The 21134-nt window shown below is 48.0% G+C and carries 16 protein-coding genes and 6 pseudogenes; 6 read left to right on the forward strand and 16 right to left on the reverse strand.

The genetic code is table 11. The annotated features are described in order from the left end of the window. Both JZM30_RS06935 and JZM30_RS06940 read right to left on the reverse strand, forming a co-directional pair. The gene (locus JZM30_RS06935) at positions 1-1908 is read right to left on the reverse strand and encodes a dipeptide ABC transporter ATP-binding protein (protein WP_438801491.1); all 1908 of its coding nucleotides are present in this window, start codon (positions 1906-1908) and stop codon (positions 1-3) included. Positions 1909-2087: 179 nt separating this feature from the next. Continuing rightward, positions 2088-2264, reverse strand: a complete 177-nt coding sequence (locus tag JZM30_RS06940; RefSeq protein WP_252318141.1) for a hypothetical protein — start codon at positions 2262-2264, stop codon at positions 2088-2090. Here JZM30_RS06940 and moeA point away from each other — a divergent pair. From moeA to JZM30_RS06955, 3 genes and pseudogenes are all read left to right on the forward strand, one after another. Beyond that, positions 2263-3520, forward strand: a pseudogene (gene moeA / locus JZM30_RS06945) (molybdopterin molybdotransferase MoeA). The gene JZM30_RS06940 and the pseudogene moeA sit on opposite strands and share 2 nt — an antisense overlap. Beyond that, positions 3486-4268 (forward strand): molybdopterin-synthase adenylyltransferase MoeB, encoded by a 783-nt coding sequence (moeB, locus tag JZM30_RS06950; RefSeq protein WP_252318142.1) that lies wholly within the window; start codon positions 3486-3488, stop codon positions 4266-4268. The pseudogene moeA and the gene moeB overlap by 35 nt, the downstream one beginning before the upstream one ends. 185 nt (positions 4269-4453) lie before the next feature. Next, a pseudogene (locus tag JZM30_RS06955) lies at positions 4454-5052 on the forward strand (nitroreductase family protein). Between the two features lie 44 nt (positions 5053-5096). Here the strand turns inward: JZM30_RS06955 and JZM30_RS06960 are convergent. Continuing rightward, positions 5097-5979, reverse strand: a pseudogene (locus tag JZM30_RS06960) (lipid kinase). Between the two features lie 292 nt (positions 5980-6271). On the opposite strand from JZM30_RS06960, the pseudogene JZM30_RS06965 reads away from it, so the two are divergent. After that, a pseudogene (locus tag JZM30_RS06965) lies at positions 6272-7775 on the forward strand (sensor domain-containing diguanylate cyclase). Here the strand turns inward: JZM30_RS06965 and JZM30_RS06970 are convergent. From JZM30_RS06970 to JZM30_RS07030, 13 genes and pseudogenes are all read right to left on the reverse strand, one after another. After that, positions 7772-8323 (reverse strand): AEC family transporter, encoded by a 552-nt coding sequence (locus JZM30_RS06970; protein WP_252318143.1) that lies wholly within the window; start codon positions 8321-8323, stop codon positions 7772-7774. The pseudogene JZM30_RS06965 and the gene JZM30_RS06970 overlap by 4 nt on opposite strands. A gap of 55 nt (positions 8324-8378) precedes the next feature. Further along, complete coding sequence (locus JZM30_RS06975; RefSeq protein ID WP_252318145.1) at positions 8379-8684, reverse strand: AEC family transporter; 306 nt, start codon at positions 8682-8684, stop codon at positions 8379-8381. Between the two features lie 249 nt (positions 8685-8933). Next, the gene (locus JZM30_RS06980) at positions 8934-9101 is read right to left on the reverse strand and encodes a YqaE/Pmp3 family membrane protein (RefSeq protein ID WP_252318147.1); all 168 of its coding nucleotides are present in this window, start codon (positions 9099-9101) and stop codon (positions 8934-8936) included. A gap of 148 nt (positions 9102-9249) precedes the next feature. After that, positions 9250-9942: a hypothetical protein gene (locus tag JZM30_RS06985; RefSeq protein ID WP_252318148.1), complete on the reverse strand. Its 693-nt coding sequence runs from the start codon at positions 9940-9942 to the stop codon at positions 9250-9252. A gap of 996 nt (positions 9943-10938) precedes the next feature. Next, a pseudogene (locus JZM30_RS24645) lies at positions 10939-11502 on the reverse strand (Ig-like domain-containing protein); the annotation flags it as partial. Between the two features lie 27 nt (positions 11503-11529). Continuing rightward, entirely contained in the window at positions 11530-12489 is a 960-nt protein-coding gene (locus JZM30_RS06995) for an Ig-like domain-containing protein (protein ID WP_252318151.1), read from the reverse strand. Between the two features lie 18 nt (positions 12490-12507). Beyond that, complete coding sequence (locus JZM30_RS07000; RefSeq protein ID WP_252318152.1) at positions 12508-12774, reverse strand: hypothetical protein; 267 nt, start codon at positions 12772-12774, stop codon at positions 12508-12510. After that, on the reverse strand, positions 12713-14137 hold the full coding sequence (locus JZM30_RS07005; RefSeq protein WP_252318153.1) for an Ig-like domain-containing protein: 1425 nt from the start codon (positions 14135-14137) through the stop codon (positions 12713-12715). The genes JZM30_RS07000 and JZM30_RS07005 overlap by 62 nt, the downstream gene beginning before the upstream one ends. A gap of 48 nt (positions 14138-14185) precedes the next feature. Further along, positions 14186-14932 carry an invasin domain 3-containing protein gene (locus JZM30_RS07010; protein ID WP_498037994.1) on the reverse strand — a complete coding sequence of 249 codons (747 nt, stop codon included), beginning with the start codon at positions 14930-14932 and terminating at the stop codon, positions 14186-14188. 9 nt (positions 14933-14941) lie between these two features. Next, positions 14942-16273, reverse strand: a pseudogene (locus JZM30_RS07015) (inverse autotransporter beta domain-containing protein). Positions 16274-17217: 944 nt separating this feature from the next. Next, positions 17218-17499: a collagenase gene (locus JZM30_RS07020; protein WP_252318775.1), complete on the reverse strand. Its 282-nt coding sequence runs from the start codon at positions 17497-17499 to the stop codon at positions 17218-17220. A gap of 35 nt (positions 17500-17534) precedes the next feature. After that, positions 17535-17795 (reverse strand): hypothetical protein, encoded by a 261-nt coding sequence (locus JZM30_RS07025; RefSeq protein ID WP_252318157.1) that lies wholly within the window; start codon positions 17793-17795, stop codon positions 17535-17537. A gap of 347 nt (positions 17796-18142) precedes the next feature. Beyond that, entirely contained in the window at positions 18143-18550 is a 408-nt protein-coding gene (locus tag JZM30_RS07030; protein WP_252318159.1) for a hypothetical protein, read from the reverse strand. A 1367-nt stretch (positions 18551-19917) separates the two neighbouring features. On the opposite strand from JZM30_RS07030, the gene JZM30_RS07035 reads away from it, so the two are divergent. After that, positions 19918-20502 (forward strand): hypothetical protein, encoded by a 585-nt coding sequence (locus JZM30_RS07035; protein ID WP_252318161.1) that lies wholly within the window; start codon positions 19918-19920, stop codon positions 20500-20502. Next, positions 20444-21010, forward strand: coding sequence for a hypothetical protein (locus JZM30_RS07040; RefSeq protein WP_252318162.1), 567 nt, complete (start codon positions 20444-20446; stop codon positions 21008-21010). Before JZM30_RS07035 ends, JZM30_RS07040 begins: the two co-directional genes overlap by 59 nt. Positions 21011-21134: the final 124 nt, after the last annotated feature.

Consider the following 21134-nt stretch of genomic DNA (forward strand, 5'->3'; position numbering starts at 1 on the left):
TCAATAAGCGCCCGCAATCGCATGGTGGGCCACATAGTGCCGTTCACCCACCTCAATCAGCGGTACGATCGTTGGTTCATCGCCCAGCGCCCGAACAGGGCTGGGTATATCATCCGCCAGCAGTGCATGGCGGTGATGGCGGCGGCCCGGATCGGCGATCGGTACTGCTGCCATCAGTTTACGGGTATAAGGATGTTGAGGATTCTCAAACACCGCCTGACGCGGGCCGATTTCCACAATCTGTCCCAAATACATCACAGCAACACGGTGACTGATGCGCTCCACTACCGCCATATCGTGAGAAATAAACAGGAAAGCGATACCGTATTCCTGCTGCAATTCCATCATCAGGTTGACGATTTGTGCACGGATAGAGACATCCAGCGCTGACACCGCCTCATCGGCGATCACCACTTTGGGGTTTAGCGCCAGTGCGCGCGCAATGCATATGCGTTGCCGCTGCCCGCCAGAAAACTCATGCGGGTAGCGTCCGGCATGTTCTGGCAACAGCCCCACCCGCTTGAGCAGTTGCGCCACCCGCACTTCAGCAGCCTGCTTATCCATCACCTTGTGGACCAACAGCGGCTCCATGATCGAGAACCCCACCGTCAGACGGGGATCCAGCGATGCATACGGGTCCTGAAAAATCAGTTGAATATTGCGGCGTATCCGGTGCAGCGCCTCGCTACCCAGACCTTCAATGCGCTCACCGGCGAAGGTGATAGTGCCGCGCTGGCCCGGCACCAGTTGCAGCAAGGCGCGTGCTGCCGTCGATTTTCCACAGCCGGACTCCCCGACCAGCGACAACGTCTCACCTGGATAAAGATCGAAACTGATGTGCTCCACCGCATGTACCTGATGGGTAACGCGATTGAGTATTCCCCGGCGCAGCGGAAATCGCGTGACCAGATCGCGCACCTGCAACACGGGCATCGACGGTTCGGGTAGGCTCGCCGATGCCCCGCCGACTACGGCTTGCGGGGCAATCGCCTGCCCCTGGGCGTCGGTGAGATGCAGTGAAAACGGTGCCGGTTCACTACGCCCGCGCATCTCTCCTAACGTCGGTACGGCCGCCAGCAATGCACGGGTATACACATGCTGTGGCGTGGCAAATATTTCGCTCACGCCCGCGGTTTCAACACAGTGGCCGTTATTCATCACCAGCACGCGATCGGCCACTTCCGCTAACACCCCCATATCATGGGTGATGAAAATCACGGCCATCGCCATTTCGCGCTGCAATAGCTGAATCAGTTGTAAAATCTGTGCCTGAATAGTGACGTCCAACGCGGTGGTCGGTTCATCGGCTATCAGCAATGTTGGTTTACAAGAGAGCGCCATGGCGATCATGATACGCTGACGCATACCGCCGGAAAGCTGGTGTGGATAACGACCCAGCACGCTTTTCGCTTCTGGAATTCTGACCAGATCGAGCATGCGCAACGTTTCTGCCTTCGCATCCCGCGCAGACATACCCTGGTGCAAACGGATGGACTCGGCAATCTGCTCTCCAACTGGAAACACCGGATTGAGCGAGGTCATTGGCTCCTGGAATACCATCGCCATGTCCGCACCGCGTAAACGACGCATCTCACGCTGGCTGGCAGTTGTGACATCCAGAATATGGCCGTTACGGCGGCGAAACATAATCTCACCGTGATGAATATCACCCCCGGCCTGCTCGATCAAACGCATGATCGCTAACGCTGTGACCGATTTTCCAGAGCCAGATTCACCGACAATCGCCAACGTCTCACCGCGAGCAACCGTCAACGAGAGATCGTGGATCACCGATACCGGCTCCCGCTGCGCGTGAAAACGCACGCCGAGTGACCGCACTGACAGAATCTGCTGTTCCGGCAGAATCAGTGTAGTATCAGCCGCTTCACGCACGGGCGCATGGGATATCATGAACGGTTTCTCTCCTTGTTTAACGTGTAACGGAATCAGTTCGTTTGAAAAACGGTTTTAGTTTTATTTAGCACACTGAGGGAAATTTAGCATAAAACTGCCGTGCAATGAATAAAATATGTCTCTTATAACATTGCGTTACAGCACATAATCAATCCGTCTATACCTCATGAGACTTAAAGGGTGCTACTCCCTGATGATACGCTTTCCTGCCATAACCTTGACGTTGTCACATTCACCCGCTGGGTGTTCTCTGACATAATAGCGTTCACTTTGCTGGCGTAATCCCAGTGCACCGCATCGCGTTTTGCCCGATCTCCCGACGCAAAGACGTCGGCGAATGGAGTCATCATGGAAGCATTTACCTCAGGTTTACTCGCGCTTGAGCAAGCGCTGCAACGTATGCTGGCGCTGGTTTCACCGCTGGCGCAGACCGAAATCGTCTCTCTTGAACAGGCTGCCGTCCGCATTACCGCCACCGATATTACCTCCCCTCTCGACGTGCCCGCATTTGCCAATGCCGCGATGGATGGCTATGCCGTACGCATGGCCGATCTGGCACAGGGTGATGCACTACTGCCCGTGGCTGGGAAAGCCTTTGCCGGTAACCCGTTCGTTGGTGACTGGCCCGCAGGAAGTTGTATCCGCATCATGACCGGCGCACCGGTTCCGCCGGGGACAGAGGCGGTTATCATGCAGGAATACGCCGAAGCAGAGGCTAACGGCGTGCGTTTCACGCATCCGGTGAAGGTGGGGCAAAATATCCGTCTGGTAGGGGAAGACATTCAGCGCGGCGGGCCGCGCATTGGGGCCAGCCCGTTTGCCGCTGCTGGCATCGCTGGGCGTGGCTGATGTCACCGTGATACGCCGTCTGCGCGTGGCCCTATTTTCTACTGGCGATGAGTTACAGCGTATCGGTCAGCCATTACAGGCAGGGCAAATTTACGACACCAACCGTTTTGCGGCACGCCTGATGCTGGAAAAACTGGGCTGCGATATTCTCGATCTCGGCATCATCTGCGACGATCCGGTAGCCCTGCGCGACGCGTTTCAACGCGCCGACAGTGAGGCCGATTTGGTCATCAGCAGCGGCGGCGTTTCTGTGGGAGAAGCCGATTATACCAAACATATTCTGGACGATATTGGTAACATCCATTTTTGGAAGTTGGCGATCAAGCCCGGCAAGCCGTTCGCCTTCGGCAAACTGCGTCAGGCCTGGTTCTGCGGCCTGCCCGGTAATCCGGTCTCTGCTTCCGCCACATTCTATCAATTGGTGCAACCGCTCATCGCGCAGCTTTCAGGCCACAGCCAGTGGCACTTCCCGCCGCGCCAGCGAGTAAAAGCGGCCTCGGCGTTGAAGAAAACCCCCGGCCGCCTCGATTTTCAACGCGGTATTGTTAGCCGAAACGATCACGGTGAGTTGGAAGTCAGGGCCACGGGCCATCAGGGCTCGCACATCTTCAGCTCATTCAGCCTTGGCAACTGCTTTATCGTATTGGAAGCCGAGCGCGGTGCGGTAGCCGCCGGAGAGTGGGTTGAGATCGAACCCTTCAATGCGCTGCTGGGAGAGGATCATGTCAACAACCGCTCCCGAAGCACCAGAGAGTGAGGATGCGCTGAGCCACAGCGAAATGCTGCTCTACAACCGCCAGATTATGCTGAAAGGCTTCGATTTCGATGGACAGGAAGCGCTGAAAGCGGCCAGCGTACTGGTGGTGGGGTTAGGCGGCTTGGGTTGTGCCGCAGCACAGTACCTGGCAGCGGCGGGCACAGGACATTTGACGCTGCTGGATTTTGACACTGTTGCGCTTTCCAACCTGCAACGCCAGGTTTTGCACCGTGCTGCGCGTATCAACATGGCGAAGGTCACCTCTGCCGCTACGGAGCTGGCCGCGATTAATCCCCATATTTCATTCGAGTGCATTAACGACGATCTGGCGGATGAAGCCTTGCAAGCGCTGGTAAACCGCCATCAGGTGGTACTGGATTGCACCGACAACGTAGCGATACGCGATCGTCTTAACCGCTTTTGTTTTCACAGCAAAACGCCGCTGGTTTCTGGTGCCGCCATTCGCATGGAAGGCCAGATCAGCGTGTTTACCTACGGTGAACAAGAGCCATGCTACCGCTGCCTGAGCCGACTTTTTGGTGAAAACGTGTTAACCTGCGCCGAAGCTGGGGTGATGTCCCCGCTGGTTGGTATCATTGGTGCCTTACAGGCGATGGGGGCGATCAAACTGCTGGCGCATTTTGGCGAACCGGCCGTCGGTCGGTTGGTATTGTATGACGCCATGACCACACAGTTTCGCACGATTACGCTACCCAAAAGTCCACACTGTGAGGTGTGCGAACACTGATCTGGCTGCGGTAGCGCTAGTTCCTCCCCATAGGTTGAGCACATTTTTGCTTAGCAGCTATTCTTCTATGGTATTGAGTTATCAGACTTGAACCTGTCACCCAAGGGTGCCAGAGTATCATGGGTATTTTACGTCAAGGTTGCGAAATAACATCCTGATGAGGAATGATTAGAGGGGAATAACGCATGAGCAACGCATTTTTGCAGGCTATCAAGGTTCGCCGTTCCATCTACGCCATCGGTTCACATCTGCCGATTTATGAAGAGAAAATCACCGAGATCGTCACTACAGCAGTCAAGCAGAGCCCGTCATCTTTCAACTCGCAAAGCTCTCGCGTCGTGATTCTGTTCGGCGCGCAGCATAAGAAACTGTGGGATATCGTCAAACATCAGCTCCAAAAAATCGTGCCTGCGGATGCTTTTGAGCCCACCGAAAAAAACTGGCCTCATTTGCTGCGGGCGCCGGGACCGTGCTGTTATTTGAAGATACTGACGTGATCGAGACGTTGCAAAAGCAGTTCGCGCTTTATGCAGACAACTTCCCTATATGGTCTGAACACGGCACCGGTATCGCGCAGTTCGCCGTCTGGACCGCCTTGGCACAAGAAAACGTCGGTGCATCACTACAGCACTACAACCCGCTGATTGATGACGATGTGAAAAAAGCGTGGAATTTGCCCGCGCAGTGGAAACTGCGGGCGCAGTTACCGTTCGGCTCCATTGAGCAACCGGCCGGAGAGAAAACCTATATTGATGACGAAACCAGTTTTCGCGTTTTCAAATAAGGAATAAACCGCACAAACGTTCAGGGGCGTATTTACGCCTCTAATCAGCGCGGAGCAAACACCTCAATGGCTTTCTGTTCAATGGTAAAATGTGCCGGAGTGCGGCCAATCAGCTCACCGTCCGCGTTGATATCGTGCGGTCGCCGGGTGTTCAGTATCAACTCTGTCGTGGAAAAAGCCAGCACCTGACGCCAACGCCCTTGAGTACCACGGCGTAGAAATGGGATCAGCGCAACCATCTGCCACCAATGGGTCACTTCAAGGCTGTAGACATCAAGCAGCCCGTCATCTGGCGCGGCACGCTCTTCTACCGCCATCATAAAAACGCCCGTTACCCACTGAGATTTGTATCGTTCTGACACGTTCGGCCGTGCCTTCATGAACAATTTCCGCACGAAATGGCCGACTTTGGCGCAACAGCTTACAGGCAGCCAGCGCATAGCCGAGCGTTCCCCAGCGTTTTTTGGATTCAGCCGTCAGTTCACGCGCCAAAGCAGCAGAAAAACCGATACTGGACACGTTAAAGAACATGTGACCGTTCACCTTTCCTAAATCTACAGCTCGACGGTGACCAGCAACGATAACAGAAATGGCACTTTTCAGATCGAAGGGGATACCCAGCGTGCGAGCAAAATCATTGGCCGCTCCCAGCGGAAGCACTCCCAGCGGCAATCCTGTAGCCACCAAGCCCGAAGCGGCCGCGTTCTGGTTGCCGTCGCCGCCCCCGACGATGACACTATCGACGCGATCGGCATAATGCTCGATCAATTCGCTGTAGGTCATCGTTAGGTCTGCGTTGGGAACGATCACTCGCAGTCCCTGCGCCGTCAGCTGAGCCAGCGCCTCTTTGCGTGCGCAGTCGCCCTTCCTTGATTTTTCATTAATCAACAACAAGGCGGTGGCTGGTTGCTGTTGGCTTGTCAGCATCGGCGGCATGATTGTCTTTCCCGTATGGCGTGCCTAAATAACCCTTGATTCAACCACAGGATAAATTGCTCGCTCAACCCCTCTTGCCTAAGGCGACATTAGTCTACAAAACATGACATTGAATGGCTTTCGAATTTCGCTTGAGCAACATTGGAGGACGCGCAACAGAAATGACACGCCTGTTTGCCGTTTTGTCAGGCGACTGCTTAACTTCAGTTAGCTTCATCTATCATCTTGATGCATAATCAGCGGCGTCCTTCACTCCCGCACAGAACACTATGAGGGTACAGCTTTGCGTGTAGATCTAATGACAAGCGCTGTATGGTTAAATAAAACACGAGCAGCCATGTTGTTCACTGTCATGCTACTGACCGCATTTCTGATCATCAGTTGGACCAGCTTTAAAGTGGCTCAACAATCGCTAGAGGCGGAGATCAAAGAAAATACCCTACCGCTCACCAGTGACAATGTCTATTCAGAAATTCAGCAGAACCTGCTACGCCCTATTTTTATCTCCTCGCTGATGGCGCACGATACCTTCGTGCGCGACTGGGTGTTGGAGAATGAATCCGATCCGCAAGCCATGATCCGCTATCTGCGTGAAATAGATAATCGCTTCGATACCATTTTTTCCTTTTTATTTCTGACAAAACCAAACGTTATTACGATCCGCAGCGGGTTTTAAAAACCATGTCAGAGAGCGTTCAAGAAGATCAGTGGTATTTTCAGGCACGCGAACTTTCGGATGAGCATCCTTATCTCATTGACGTGGGGCACGATCCGGAAAAACGCGACCGCCTCGATATCTTTATCAATCACAAGGTCAAAGACTACAACGGTAATTTTATCGGCATTGCTGGCGTCGGTATTTCGGTTGAAAAGGTCAAACATCTGATAGAAAAATATCAGGAACGTTATCGTCGAACCATCTATTTTACGGACAAGAGCGGTCAGGTGGTGTTACACGGTGATGATTTTCGCAATGCGCTAAATATCCGCCAGCAGCCAGAATTATCTGCCATCGCGACAGCCATTTTGACCAATCCAGGCGGCAGCTATCAATATGACGACGACGGTCCGGTATTTCTCAATACGCGCCTGATTCCCGAATTTGACTGGTATTTGATGATCGAACAACGTAGCCATCCCAGTGAACATCGGCTGTGGATTACGTTGATGAAAAATCTGGGCGTCAGCCTGGCGGCAAGTCTGCTGTTTCTGTTTTTGTTGCGGTTAACCATCGGCTGCTACCAACGTCGCCTCGAACGTATGGCCACCACGGATAAGCTGACCGGTGTGATGAATCGCCAGGCGTTTGATTATTTTTTCAAACGCCTACGTGCCATGAGTTTTACTCATCGCAAACCCATGTCAATCCTGATCCTGGATATCGACCATTTTAAACGGGTTAATGACGCCTACGGCCACGGCGTGGGCGATTTGGTGCTGCAAAATATCGCACAGCTTCTGCTTCAGGCGATCCGCAGTTCCGATCAGGAGTGTCGCTGGGGGGCGAGGAGTTTGTGGTGTTACTGGATGATTGTACGCTGGGGAATGCGCTGCAACGGGCGGATATTCTGCGCCGCGCAGTGGAAATCGCCGAAGTGTCATACCAGAAAGAAAAAATCCACATCACCATCAGCGTGGGCGTCACCCAGTACCGCGAAAATGAGAACCTGGATACCTTTATCAATCGCGCCGACATTGCGCTATATCGTGCCAAACAGCTCGGCCGCAACCGGGTAGAAAGTGCGGACAATAACGCAGAGCGCCATCGCCGCAACCCATCACTTTAAAGCTGCATACTGGTCAGCAGCACGGTCATGATAACAATGCTTATCATGATCGATGCTGAGTTGGCAAAGCTGGCGACCACGGATAAATTGCCGCTAAAGCGCGACGTAAATATCGGTGATAACGAAGAGAACGGCGCAAACACCACCACCGCCAACACCTGCCGGATCTCCAGCGGCAGGGGCGTGAAGAAATAGAACAAACAGGCAAACGCCGCCGCCGAACCGTAGCGCAGCAGCAGGATGGTTAACACGTGTTTCAACTGCGAGCGTTCGATATTGATCTCCAGCAGCATGCCGATAATCAACATCGCCACAAATGGGTTGGCGTTGCCAAGCGTGGAGACCACCAGGGTTATCTGAGGCGGCAAATGCCATCCCATCAAGGCGGCAATCATCAGGAACACATAGACATCAAACGGCACGGATGAAAACAAGCGTTTGATAATGTTAAGCCAACCGGAGCTTCTGCCGGTTGCGGCCGACGCCGCAGCAAAGTTCCCCCCAGTGCAGATGACCGAGTTACTGGCATCGAACAGGCACGTCGCCACAATACCAACTGGCCCGAGAAAACTCTACACATAGGGCAACGTAAAACAGCCAATGTTATAACCGGGCGAGTTGATCATGTAATACGCTTTCAGTCCTTCCGGGCGACGGCGGCCAATCATATAGCCAATACCCAACAGAAAGCAGATTACAGCCAAGCCCAAACGCCACCAAAATCAACAGCGAGTGATCGACCAGAAAACTGGCAAAACCCGTGATAACGGCGGCTGGCAACGTAAAATTCATCATCAGCTTGGACAGCGCCGTTCCAGTTTCCGGCTGTAACACCCCACGCCATTTTAATTGATAGCCAATGATAATAACCAGAATAAATGAAAACGCTTTTATCAGAACATCAACCATCTCTTATCCCCGAAAACAGACCGCACCGCATCAGACTTGAGCAGGGCTAAATGCAGCAGCAGTGAAGGCGTAACGATACCATTCTCCGCTATGCCAGTAATGAGGGATATCATGACAATCGCATTTGATGAGCACAAAAAGGCCAGATACATCAACGATCGGCATCACAGCTATTCTAAAAGCAGCAAATGCTCTTTAATGAAACACCACGGCACGCCGTGGTGTTGATGAATACCGCGATGCAGGCGATCAGAGCGTTTCTGGTCGGGTCTGCACCCAGAATGCGTGAATCAAACTCGGAATATAACCCAGCAATGTCAGTATGATATTAAGCAAAAACGCCAACCCTACCACTTTCCCTAGTAACACACCCAACGGCGGAAGAAGAATGGTTAACACAATACGCCAGAATCCCATGGTCACCTCCGCTATAAGTCAAAAGGAACGAGTCACTCGTTCCTTTTGAGCCTAGTACAAAGTAAATACACTGACAATAACGGTACTTTCCAGCCCCTTTTTCGCTACAAACGAATACCACAGCGCAGGCGCCCATTGACATGGGCGATCAGTTTCTATTAAAATAGAAATAGCCATGCGCATTGGAAGCGCTGTTGCCACCCAGCCACGAGCTGTTAACGATAGAAAAGCGCTTACTCACCCCTCTAAAAATAATTTCATAAGACGCCGTAAAATAAGATTCATGATTAGCCCAGCATGAGCCTCTTAGTATGGGACCTTGTATCAATCCCACTCGCGTTAGCGCCACAGAAACGGACGCATTTGATAATCTCACCGTCTCTTTTCTCTCATTAAAGCCATCAATCCCAGTGAAGACGACTATACTCATCGGCGATATTAGCGTTTTATTACCGAATTCCCCTACTTTCAGATAGATGTCTCCCGCACCGCGCCAGTCAGTATTGCTACCTAGCCAGATTGTTCTACAGTAGGACGCGTAGGTACCATCGCTATACGTGGTGCCAACCTGGGCCACTCCTGACGCAAAATCTTTAACATGCGCAATGCCAGCAGAAGAAATAGTCACATTTTGGGTTGACTCCGTCTTTAATGAACCATACCCCTGAGCCACCACAGACAGCGTCGCCGCTTTGCCCCAAAAATTAGCCGTTGGCGTAATCGTCGCGATTTGGGGGCCAGTCAACGACGCAGCGGTTTGTCGTGCCAATACCGCACCAAAGGCATCTTTGAGAGAAATTTCGACACTCCGGGTTGCACTGAACTCATTGGCGTTATCCACACTCCAGGGGACTGACATGTTGTCATCAGTAAACAGCGGGAGTCAGGCACCACTGGTATTACTGCTCCCGCGGGAGATGTAGAATACCGTGCCGACACTCAGTAAGGGGCGGGAGAATACCAACACATCGTGGTAACCAGTACTTGCATGATAAAAATCGTTTGCCAGTACGCTGAGGGTAAGACGGGTTTGGCCCTTACTCACGGCGCCCTGAACAACGCCCGCCTCAGATATATTGATTACACCACTGTTGCTGGATTGCCAGAGGATGTCTGCGTCCGAAGGCACCGATTGCTCCGGAGTCTGAAGCGTAAAGTCTTCTTCATCCGTAGTGCTCACTTCTGCTGTTGCAAAACGGATACTCAACGTTCCCTTATCTAGGATATAGACTACTGAAACTTCACTGGGTCTGAACTGTTCCGTTTCCTGCGTCCTCACCGTTATCAGGGTATTGCCAGGACGCACGGCGGTAAGGATCCCCTCGCTGTTAACGGTCACCACCCCCGTATCATTGCTGCCATACTGTGCTATCAACATGGCCTGTGCATCCGGATTACCAAATCGTGCAACAACGGAATGGGTTTTACCGTCAGACCAGGTCGCATTGATCGGATCGCCGTCGCCAGCGCTGATCAGCGGATCGGCTTTTGCCACGGTCAGCCGGTAGCTTCCCAGCGCTGGGTTGTATTGCGCATTGCCCGGCATATACACTGAAATTGTCGTTTCCCCTGATTTTAGCAGGGTAACAATCCCCGTTGTGCCATCAACGACTGCAACCCCCTCATCGGTGCTAGACCACTGTTGCGACATGCCATCTGGCAGTCCCTCAACAGGTTGAGACTCGGTGAAATCCCACGTAAAGACCACCTGCTGATTCGCATTTGCAAAACGCAGTTCAGGCGTCACAGCGCCGACGACAATAGTGATACCGGCACCTATTGGGATACCGTCGGCCTCGGCCGTTAGCGTTACCTGTCCTTTAGCCATTGAGGTTGCTTGCGACTGGTAGCTACCATTGCCATTATCCGTTACCGCGCCGATAGTGAAGCCGCTTAACGCCTCAGCGCCACTGATCGTCACGACCTTACCTGAAATGGGGTTACTGTATTGATCTGCAAGGATGAAGGTCAGGTTGGCAGCGTCTATACCGTTAGAGCCCAGCATGGTTCTGTCACTACTGAACGTTGACCGAGTGTCATCTATGGCTCCAGTGATCACCGTCACCGGATCGGCTTGCAGACTGTTCTCCTCATCCAGATGCACCGTCATACGCAATACACCTGCTGTCTGGCTCTGCACTTGCGTGGTGGCAATTCCGTCCTCATTGGTGCGAGACGTTGGCGCAAAGCTATTTGCCTGCCCGCTCAAGTGCCATGAGACAACCACCCCCGCCAGCACATTGCCATGAGCATCCGTTACTCGCGCGCTGTAGGTCACGCCCTGCGCATCTCCGGCGGTAAAACAGGTGGTGTTCGCTGTAACCTCAGAAAGACGCCAACTGCTAGTGTCACCCGTTACGGACAACATTCTGCTTTCGCTAAATGCCGAACCGTTGACCATGACGGACAGTAAAGCGTTACCGGCGCGCTAGCCGGACACCGTGATGCGGTAATCCCCGTCAGACACTTCATGACTCGCGCCCAGGCTTACCGTATTGTTATCGCTAACTCCGCTGACTGACTGTCCCGCTAATGCATTACCGTGTTTGTCTCGCAATAACAGACGCAGCGTAGCCGTTGTCTGGCCCGCAATGATGGTCGCAGGTTCAAGCGTTAATTGAGAACCGGGTTCATCCGCTGCTGCTGCGCTAAACACCACATCCGGGGCCGCTGTTGCCCCTGACGGCAGGATGGCGCTTACCTGCGCCGCGCCAACCAGCATGCGTGTGAGCGTTACCGAGGCACTGCCGTTATCGTCAGTGTGTATCATCGGCGCGTCCAACGCGCTACCTTCATTGGCGCTCCAGGTAACCGGTATCCCGGCGCCAAGTGCATTTCCGTGACCATCCACTAAGGTAGCCGTGTAAGTCACCCGCTCTCCCACCACTGCTGATGTCGGAGTGACGACTATTTCGCCCTGTATAGCAGCGGTGCTGTTATCCGCCTTCACTGTGAGGCTACCTTGCTGATTCAGCGTGACACCGTCAACGACCGCCGATATCGTTGTCATTCCAGCGCGATTTCCGGTGACCATAGCGATATACACACCGTTGGCGACTTCAGTAAACATCCCGGTAGACATCAACAGTTCTGGCGTGTAGGTCAACGTGCTCCGATCGCTGAGATTCCCCAGCAGATTACCTTCAGTATCCCGCGCCACAACCCGCACGGTGGCCTGCTCCAGCGCGGTCACGATGGTGCCAGGGGTTACCATTAGCACCGACCTGTCTGCCGCTACCGCACCCGCACTGAAGGTCACCAGACTATCAGCCGTAACGGGCTGCGCTCCACCTAACACCGCGGAGACAGTACTCTGCCCAGCCTGGGTGCTAGTCAGTGTGATTTCCGCTATCCCCTCCTGATTAGTGTGGCTGAGCGGAGAGGCCAACGTTCCAAGCGAACTTTGCTAGCCCACCGCAACACCTTCCAGCGCCGTATTGCCATTTTGATCTTGAACCTGCGCCCGCAACCTGATTGTCTCAATACCGTCCGCTTTAGCGGTGGTCGTGCCGATCACTGTCACTGAGGTAAGCAGCGCTGTACTTTGGTTAGCCAATAGCCCCAACTCAGCCTGCTTGACGACATCGTTGCTGGTTGCAGTCAGCGTCCAGCTAACTTCCTGCCTGCCAGTGACCAGCGCCTGATATACGCCGCCCCCCCAACTCCGTTGCACTAAATGTAATACTGGGTTCATCCGACGCCCAGCGCACTGTCTGACCCAGTACCGGGTTATCCAAGGTGTCTCTCAGTGTGAGTTGCACGGTGGCAGCACTTGTGCCATCAGCCGTTATCGACTGCGGATGAACATTTAACCCACTGTGTTCAGCCACAGCGCCCCCTGATCCGAACTGCGCCTGAGCATTATCGCTGTTACCGTTAAACAGCATTGCAGTCACCTCGGTCGCGCCAGCTTGAGTGCCTGACAGCATGACCGAAGCATTTCCCAACCCATCCGTCTGTGCCACCGTTGCGTTAAGCTGATTATTGCTGCTACGCCATGCAATACTGGTCTCGGGTACCGGGTTGTTATGCCCATCGACTGCCGTTGCCGTTAGCATCACACCACTTCCTCCAGCAATGGCCGTGGGGAATGCCGCACGTAACGACACTGTTGCATTATGCGTATCAGCCAGCGCATTAAGTGGCAACGTTTGCATCTGCCCATTATCCAACGTCGCTCGAACCTGGATCGCGCCCGCCTTCAGTGTCGTCAAGATTGCAAAGACGCCTCCTTGCCCATCTGTTTGCCCTTGAGTTGGCGTAATAGTGGCTTGATTATCAGCGTCAAAATTGACGCTGATTCGCTCTAGTGGATTACCCTGCGTATCTTCTACCCTGATGGTGACCGTAGCACGATCGGTCGTACCAGCAACCAACGTTGGGCGATCGCTGGACAAAAGCGCGATCGTGCCATTGTTGCGATCCCCATCGAACGTAATCGGAGACGCCGTGTGTGTCGAAGCATTGCTGGAAGCAGTTACCGCGACGGCAAACGCCTGGGTGCTGGTAATGCTGGTTTGTGCAATCCCATCCGCATTAGTGCTGCTTTGGCGCTGACTAAAACGTACCTGGTTGCTATCCCGGTATGAATGCCAATCAACCGCCACGTTGGACAACAAGTTCCCATTACTGTCCTCAACTTTGGCACTGAATATCACCGGGGTGCGGCCATCCGCAATATAAGGACCTGATGCGGGTGTGACAGCGACGACCTGCGCTGATGCGTTGTTCCCGATAAAGACGGTCTCTTTCGTCGTCCGCTGTCGATTGACTTCCGCAGTTACCCGAGATATGCCCGCCATCGTGCTGAGAAGCGTCGTCTCGACGATACCCTGAGCATCGGTGTTCACTGATGATGCCGCCACAACCGCGCCGTTATCAGCGCTGAACCCTACGGCAATATTTGCCACTGGATTTCCTTGTGCATCATTCACTTGAGCGCGAATGGCTTTCAGCGTTTTGCCATCAGCAATGCTGATTTCGGGGAAAACTGACAGATCGTCATCAGCGATATGAGCAGTGCTGCTACCAGACACAAAATTGATGTCAGCCCGTCGATTACTGTCGCCAACCGTTGCAGTTAGCTAACTGCTGCCAGCCCGAATACTGGTGACCAACACAGTTTCCTCTCCATTACTGTCCGTCAACACACTCTCGGCAACAATCGCTTGGTTTGTCGCTTGCAGGCTGACGCGCACGTTTTGTACGCGGTTCCCTTCCGCATCAGAAACAATCAGATGAACGCTATTCTGTGCATTTCCATCGGCAATGGCACCGTCGGCTACCACGTTCATCGCTTCGATACGTGCGGTGAGGCTATTTGCTACCACTGACACGTTGGCGGACGCAAAACTGGTGCCACGTGCTGATGGCGTGATGGTAAACGCCTCATGGTATGTCCCAGCTGTCAGGGTAGCAACGTACTCACCGACTGTTTGACGAATGAAGGGCGTTAAGGTTGTGTCGCTGCTTGCGCGATTGATCCCTACCTTCTCCACGCTGATTTTGCTGTCTGAGACATCAACCGGAGTCCCCTCGCGATCGTTGATGTTGAGTACCAACTGTTGTTGCGCGGTGCCGTCGGCGGGAAGGCTGATATTTTTGGGTGTTAATGTGCTGCTCTCTGCGTAAATAGCCGCCTGAGTGACCAAAATCTGGGTATTGGCCAGCGAGGATTGATTGCCGCGTTTGTCCACCGCTACGCCTGTAATGGTGTAGCTGTTCCCCCCCTGGGCAGATTGATAATGAGGCAGTATTACGATGTAATCATCATCACTTTCTGGCACAATGAGTCCGCCAGCAGCCATTAGCGTTGGCGCAGACCAGTCAATGCGGGCTAATCAGTATTTACTTTCCACTGTGACATACAGTAATTTTTTCTCCCTGGCAAAACCAGTAACCAAATTAGCCGTTTGCAGAGAAATAACATCGTTCTTGCGATATTCCAGGATGATATTGTTATTGCGATCGACCAGATCATAACGACTCCCAGCCAACTGACGCATCGCGCCTACTGCATCCGGATCGATTTGCTGGCGCCAAGGCACGCCTAAACCCGCATCACTTTCTCCCGCCTTGCCTTTGCGTTGTTCTGCATTGAACGTAGCGAAAGGAAATGGCGTGTAGTTCACACCAGCGGTAAAGGCTTAAGGATCGCGCTGACGATTGTTCTTACCAAACAGCGCAACGTCATTGCCATAATATTGCTCAAAAGTCAGCGCACCTCCCCATTGCGGCAATCCAGGTAGCCATCCTTGTGCTCGGATATCCCAATCACTCGCAGGACGCTCCTGAAAATCAGCAAAGTCAGGGGAGTCTTTCCAGCCTGTCAGGCGATGGTAGCTGTTGGCACCCAATTTCATAAAATCACGCCAATATTCAATTCCGACGCCCATACGCGCGTGGTCACGTAACAAGTCATAATCAAGAAATGTATTGCCACCCAGCATCCAATCATCATTGAACCAGCGTAGGCCGAGACCCACGTTTGACTGGGTGCGATCGTCGGTACGGTGCAGGCTACCTTGAGTAAAAAACAATTTGTCCTGTTGATCGTATAAAGGAACTAACAAGTCAACTTGGGAATTCTTGAGATTCAGGTTTTCATCAGCATTTAATCGCACTCGCGCAGTACCAAACTGACTGAGCCACTGTTGGATGTGCACATTAGCTTCGTTAGTGACCATTCCTCGGGCCAGTGAAGAGGCCGCATCGCTGCTTTTATTGTTAGATAACTGCGAACCCGTCTGGGACGCGAGTCCAGCTATTTTCTTAGCCTGCGTATCATCTTGCTTGAGTGGGGCAGGCGTTGCCTTTTGTCCGGGCTCATCCCATTGCACTGGCGCTAATGGAACCTCTAGTTTCTCGCCAGGTTGCAACTGTTCAAAATCGCGCGCATACGTACGAAACTGGTTAAGTTTGCGTAATTCGTCCAGGCTTATATTGAATTTCTTCGCCACTGAGGCTGTCGTTTCACCAGGTGACAGCACGTAATCCTGAGTCTGCAAACCACTTTGGCCCGCAGGCCTTTGCAAAAAGCGCAACTCCTCGTTAGCCGTGACAATTGATGGTGTTAGGGTTGCCGACAAAATAAAACAGACGTGAAAAGCCATTTGTAACCAGACAAACGACTTTAAACGTAATACCTTAGACTGCGTGTTAATTGTTTCCATTGTCGACACCAATTTAATTATACATTATTCGGCCTGACTACATGAATATGACACTATTACCTATCGCTTTGCTTTCACAAAAAAATAATAAACAGAGATAGTTAATTATGTTGCAGAGTTTTCTAAATCACCACTTATCGCGCAAATTTTAGGAGTAAGCGTTCAAACAATGTTCGCCGAACACGGCTTATGAAAGTCTATATGCCAGCACAATTCCCGGAGTCCTCATTCTGACTCATCTCACCATTACCGATGATTATTGTGGTTATAACGAATATCCAATTCTTCATTTGTTCATGGTTCATGGTCCTACTAAGTTGGTTATTTTTACTTATTCCTTAGGTGCTTTATACTCGACGATATAATATGCCGATTGTTTTTTAGCAGGAAATCAATAACTAACGCCTATAAGAGAAAGACATTTGCTGAATTCTGCAATGAAGTCTTAGAAATCAAAAATAGTGGGAGCGCTATTGTTCCAAAAAAAATCACTTTGAAGTATCGTAATTAGGTTGCGTCACTCTTTTTAACACGTAATTACGCGACAGAGAGACACAACCTAAGATATCATTTATTTAACATTCTATTTAATCATTGAATCAAATCATCCACGATTAGAATATCTATTTATGTTTATTGAATGGTTAGACTGTTGATTTAGCCAATAATAAAACTCCTCATTGTATTTTTGTCCAAAATTTTTTAAAACTCTAGAATAAGAAGGTTTATCACCGCTGGATCCAATTTCTTGTCTTAGGGGGCGAACTAATTCACCACGAATAGAACGCAGTTGTGGTGAACTATCGAGAAATTTTTGCACAAAATATGGCCAGGCGTATAATCTCTCACTATGACTATTAGCAGAAAACCCATCTATATCAATTATTTACCTTAAGCTAGATCTATTTTCTGGCGGGCAATTCATTAAAACACTTTCTGCATATTCATTTTTTTCCATGCGATATATACTCTGCCAGACCTTCGCTCCACCATGTAATTTCCTCTGAGGGAAACATATTAGCATCACCATACTTATTATATTTACCATCAAGATAATGAACAATTTCATGTCCAAAATTATGAATATTATTGTCTTTCATATAAACAAAAATACGTGGTTGATTATTAGGATTGTTAGAATTCCCCTCAATATAAATACCTCCATTATTTGTGTCTATACGGAAAGGATAGTTACCATATCGATGGTAGTGATCTTTATTCTTCATCACTATAATTTCCAATGGTTTTAAATAATCATCTCTTACACTTTTCCCCCGAATGATTCATGAAAATTTTTTAGAACTTTAGTTGCTATAACATTTAGTTTATTTTCCTCCTTATTATTAAAATGATAAGAAGATTTTATTCTATATCCACTATTAAGTTTGAAATCATGGGGAATGAATTCTTTTTCTAAAATAGGTTTTAAAAAACCAGAAAATATAGACGAGTCATTCTTTTCAAAACTTCTCCCGGTATCTTCTAAAAATTTAGTCAAAACAACATTAATTTCCTCACGCAATTTACTTTTGGCTGGTAAGGAATTATATTTCTTTAATATATTATTTAAATTAAAATCAATATTTTTTGTGTTTCAAAGCTAATTTTAGGATTGTTTCCCTTCTCAGAATTGATGATGGATGACAATACATCCAAGGCACAACGAATATGATAAAGAGGGAAATTGTTTTTTTGAATTGACAATATTTAAAGATTGATTGACAAGTTTCAATAAATTTCTCTCTATCGCATCCTTACTCTTAGATAATATCTGACTATCGAGTGTCTCCGGCCTTATATGATAAATTAAATTTAGTAATTTCCCTGTATTAACAGAGAATTCATAATTGTTTAATAGTTTTTCTTGGTTTAAAACATGATACTCCAATATTGCATTGAAATTTTATAATTTATAGTGGAATTATCCTTGGCCATCTCTATCATCGCAGCTACCCAAGAGCTTGTTAAACCTGATAATTCTTCATCCGGTTCATTTGATATACCATGAAGATTATTATATGCCTTAGCAAGATAGTCTCCTATTTTGCTTAATGTTCTAGACACAATATTATTTTCGCTTTTCCAATATGGACTAGATGTATCAACTCTATGATAAAAACTTTCAATATATTTTGACAACAAACCAAGATCGCGTTTGTTTATCTCCGGCTCGAGCATTAACTTATTAATAACTTTAATTGAGGCTATTAATGTTTTTTTAGAGTGTTGATAACCTGTCTTTAAGAACAACTCTTTTTCATCATGAAGATCTCCCATTAATTTTTTTCTAGTACGGTAAACCTCACTTTACTTTGAAGAGGATTTAAATATGTTGATGGAATATTTTTTCCAGTTTCATTTTCGACATGTGAATGTTTTTTCTAAAACAGCTTCATTTTGTTTATTTTTTACATTATTCACCTCATCGAAGAAAACATTTGAATGATGATTATAACCGACACCACTTAAATTTACTGACATAAATAACAATCCCCATTTAATTACAAAACACTAATAAATCATAGCGATATAGCATCTATAGCAATTATGCATACATCTATTTGCAAGTCATAAGTTAAATTTAGAACCAATATTTACTGAACACTCCTTGTTAACGTTAATTAATTTATATATAAACCAACAATACCCACTATTTGATAGTGAGAAAACAACGCAAAACATAAGACGTATCGATGAATTTCGATATTTACCAGTAAATTCAACCAGGTCTATTTGTAATAATCACTAAATTTAAACAGTTCCATACTCATCCCATGTTTGAAATCAATAATTCAGCTCTTTCTTTTTCACCCATTATCTAATGTAAATAACCCTCATAAAACCAGCTAAATACCTTATTTTTGTTATTGTGGATACTTTGTTAAATAATTAAAAATCAAGTCATGATAAAAACCAAACGGTATAAAAGGGTAACAGGGGTCGAGTTACTTCCCCTAGATGGTATAAATAAGATAGTTTGTCTGAAAATTGTCATTACAATGATATAATACTTGTTATCATATGTTATCCCGCACGAAAAATTTTTTTCTTCATACCTGACCTATATTGAGAAAAAGTGGCTCACCTTTCACAGAAAAAATACTGATTAAATATCGAACTTTAAGAGATACCTCCCCAACTGGAAAGCATTGAAGACTATACTGTGCCAAATAGCATATAAATGTGGAATATCAACGTACTAAAAACATTGCCTTACAATAACCCCGATCCCAAATAGAACATTATTTTTAAAAAAATAAACGCAATACAAACGAAAAGCATGCGAGATTAACCCCATCATAGACTATGTTGATAGTGTAGCTTAAAATGATATTAAAAATAAATATCAGGTGATAAAACAATGAAAGATAAGCCAAAAGGTGGAAAAGTTTATACTCTCAATATGAAGAAGCAGCAGAAATGTTAATTGGTTTGGTTATGAGAATCAAACACGGGTAGATTCAAATAAAGACACGATAGAGCCTGTACAGCTAAGGTTAGTAGAAGATGTCGTTAATTTAACAGCTGCTGCCATAGCCTTTGGTGTTACATACTCTTCAACTGATGCACCACCTGATAAAGTTTGTCTAGACTTAAATATAACAAATGATGCTGATATAATACTAGTTCCTGTTTTTATAAATATGCCTACGGGTTTTTATTATAGGCAATCATTAAGTCCACTAGTAAGAAATTCACAAGGTAATTTGATAATAGAATGCAATAGCTTTGATCAAGAGCATGTTAATAAAGTTGATTTTGTAGCTATCACAACCGACAATGGTAGATTAGATCCAATAAAGTACGTTGATACCTCAGCACCTGATTTTTATAAAGACTTTGACATCCCCATTATAAGTATATACATTAAAGTTAAAGATGACTTTTTAATATTTTATTATTTATGGGTTAATGAGCAAGGTGTGTTAATCAACGATAGTAATTACATTGATACTATTGACTTAACATATGGAGCATTTCAAGGATATAAATCAAGCAAATCTCCATCGTTTGGCGTTTGTTTTAATAAAGTTAAGGTAACTGGAAAAAAGGGAGAGACTATACGTGCCGATATTGTTTTTACTCCGTTGTATTTAATTGCTGATGATGTTATTGGTACATGTATCCCACGAAAAATTATCGACATCGGAGAAAAATCCGGAGTCGGTTTTGAATGGGCAAAACTGGCAGCGCTTGATTTTTGGCTTTCAATTAAAACCAAACAGTGAAGACGTGTCAAAAATTAGTGGCGGCCCAGCTATTTCTACACTAATTTCAGCTGGAGCAATATCGTTAGCAGCTGGATTCGCTGCTTTTAGTTCAATTAGAATGCAGATAAATAAAATAGATCCCATAACCCTTACACTTACAATACGGAACTATTTAGATTCCTGTTTATGTATCAGTGCCATGTCCATTGTAGATGATATACACAAAACTAGATCACCAATTTTACGATCTGGCGAAACAGCTGTTTTTCCGTACTCGAAAAGCAAAAACTTTGACAAAACACAACTCGTTGACATCATTGTTATTTATAATGTAACAGAATATAAATCAGGACAAATCATAGGGTTGTGGGATAAAAATTTCAATGAAGACTACAAAAAAAATAGTATGCAATTTGCCAGACGTATGATCCGTGATGATAATACAGGTTTAATGCGTTATTATACAATGATGTCTAATAATCAAACCTATCGTTCTGCTGGGAATATTGGCATTACTTTCTTTTAACTTAGAAATTAAACATGTCATAAAAATCATCAAAAACCACGAAAAAAATATATTTTCATATCGAAAAAACACGTTCTACCTATTTACATGAACTACGAAAAAATACATTTAAAGTTTAACTGCA

It is taken from the genome of Candidatus Symbiopectobacterium endolongispinus, from assembly GCF_018777385.1.
GTDB classification, from domain to species: Bacteria; Pseudomonadota; Gammaproteobacteria; order Enterobacterales; family Enterobacteriaceae; genus Symbiopectobacterium; species Symbiopectobacterium endolongispinus.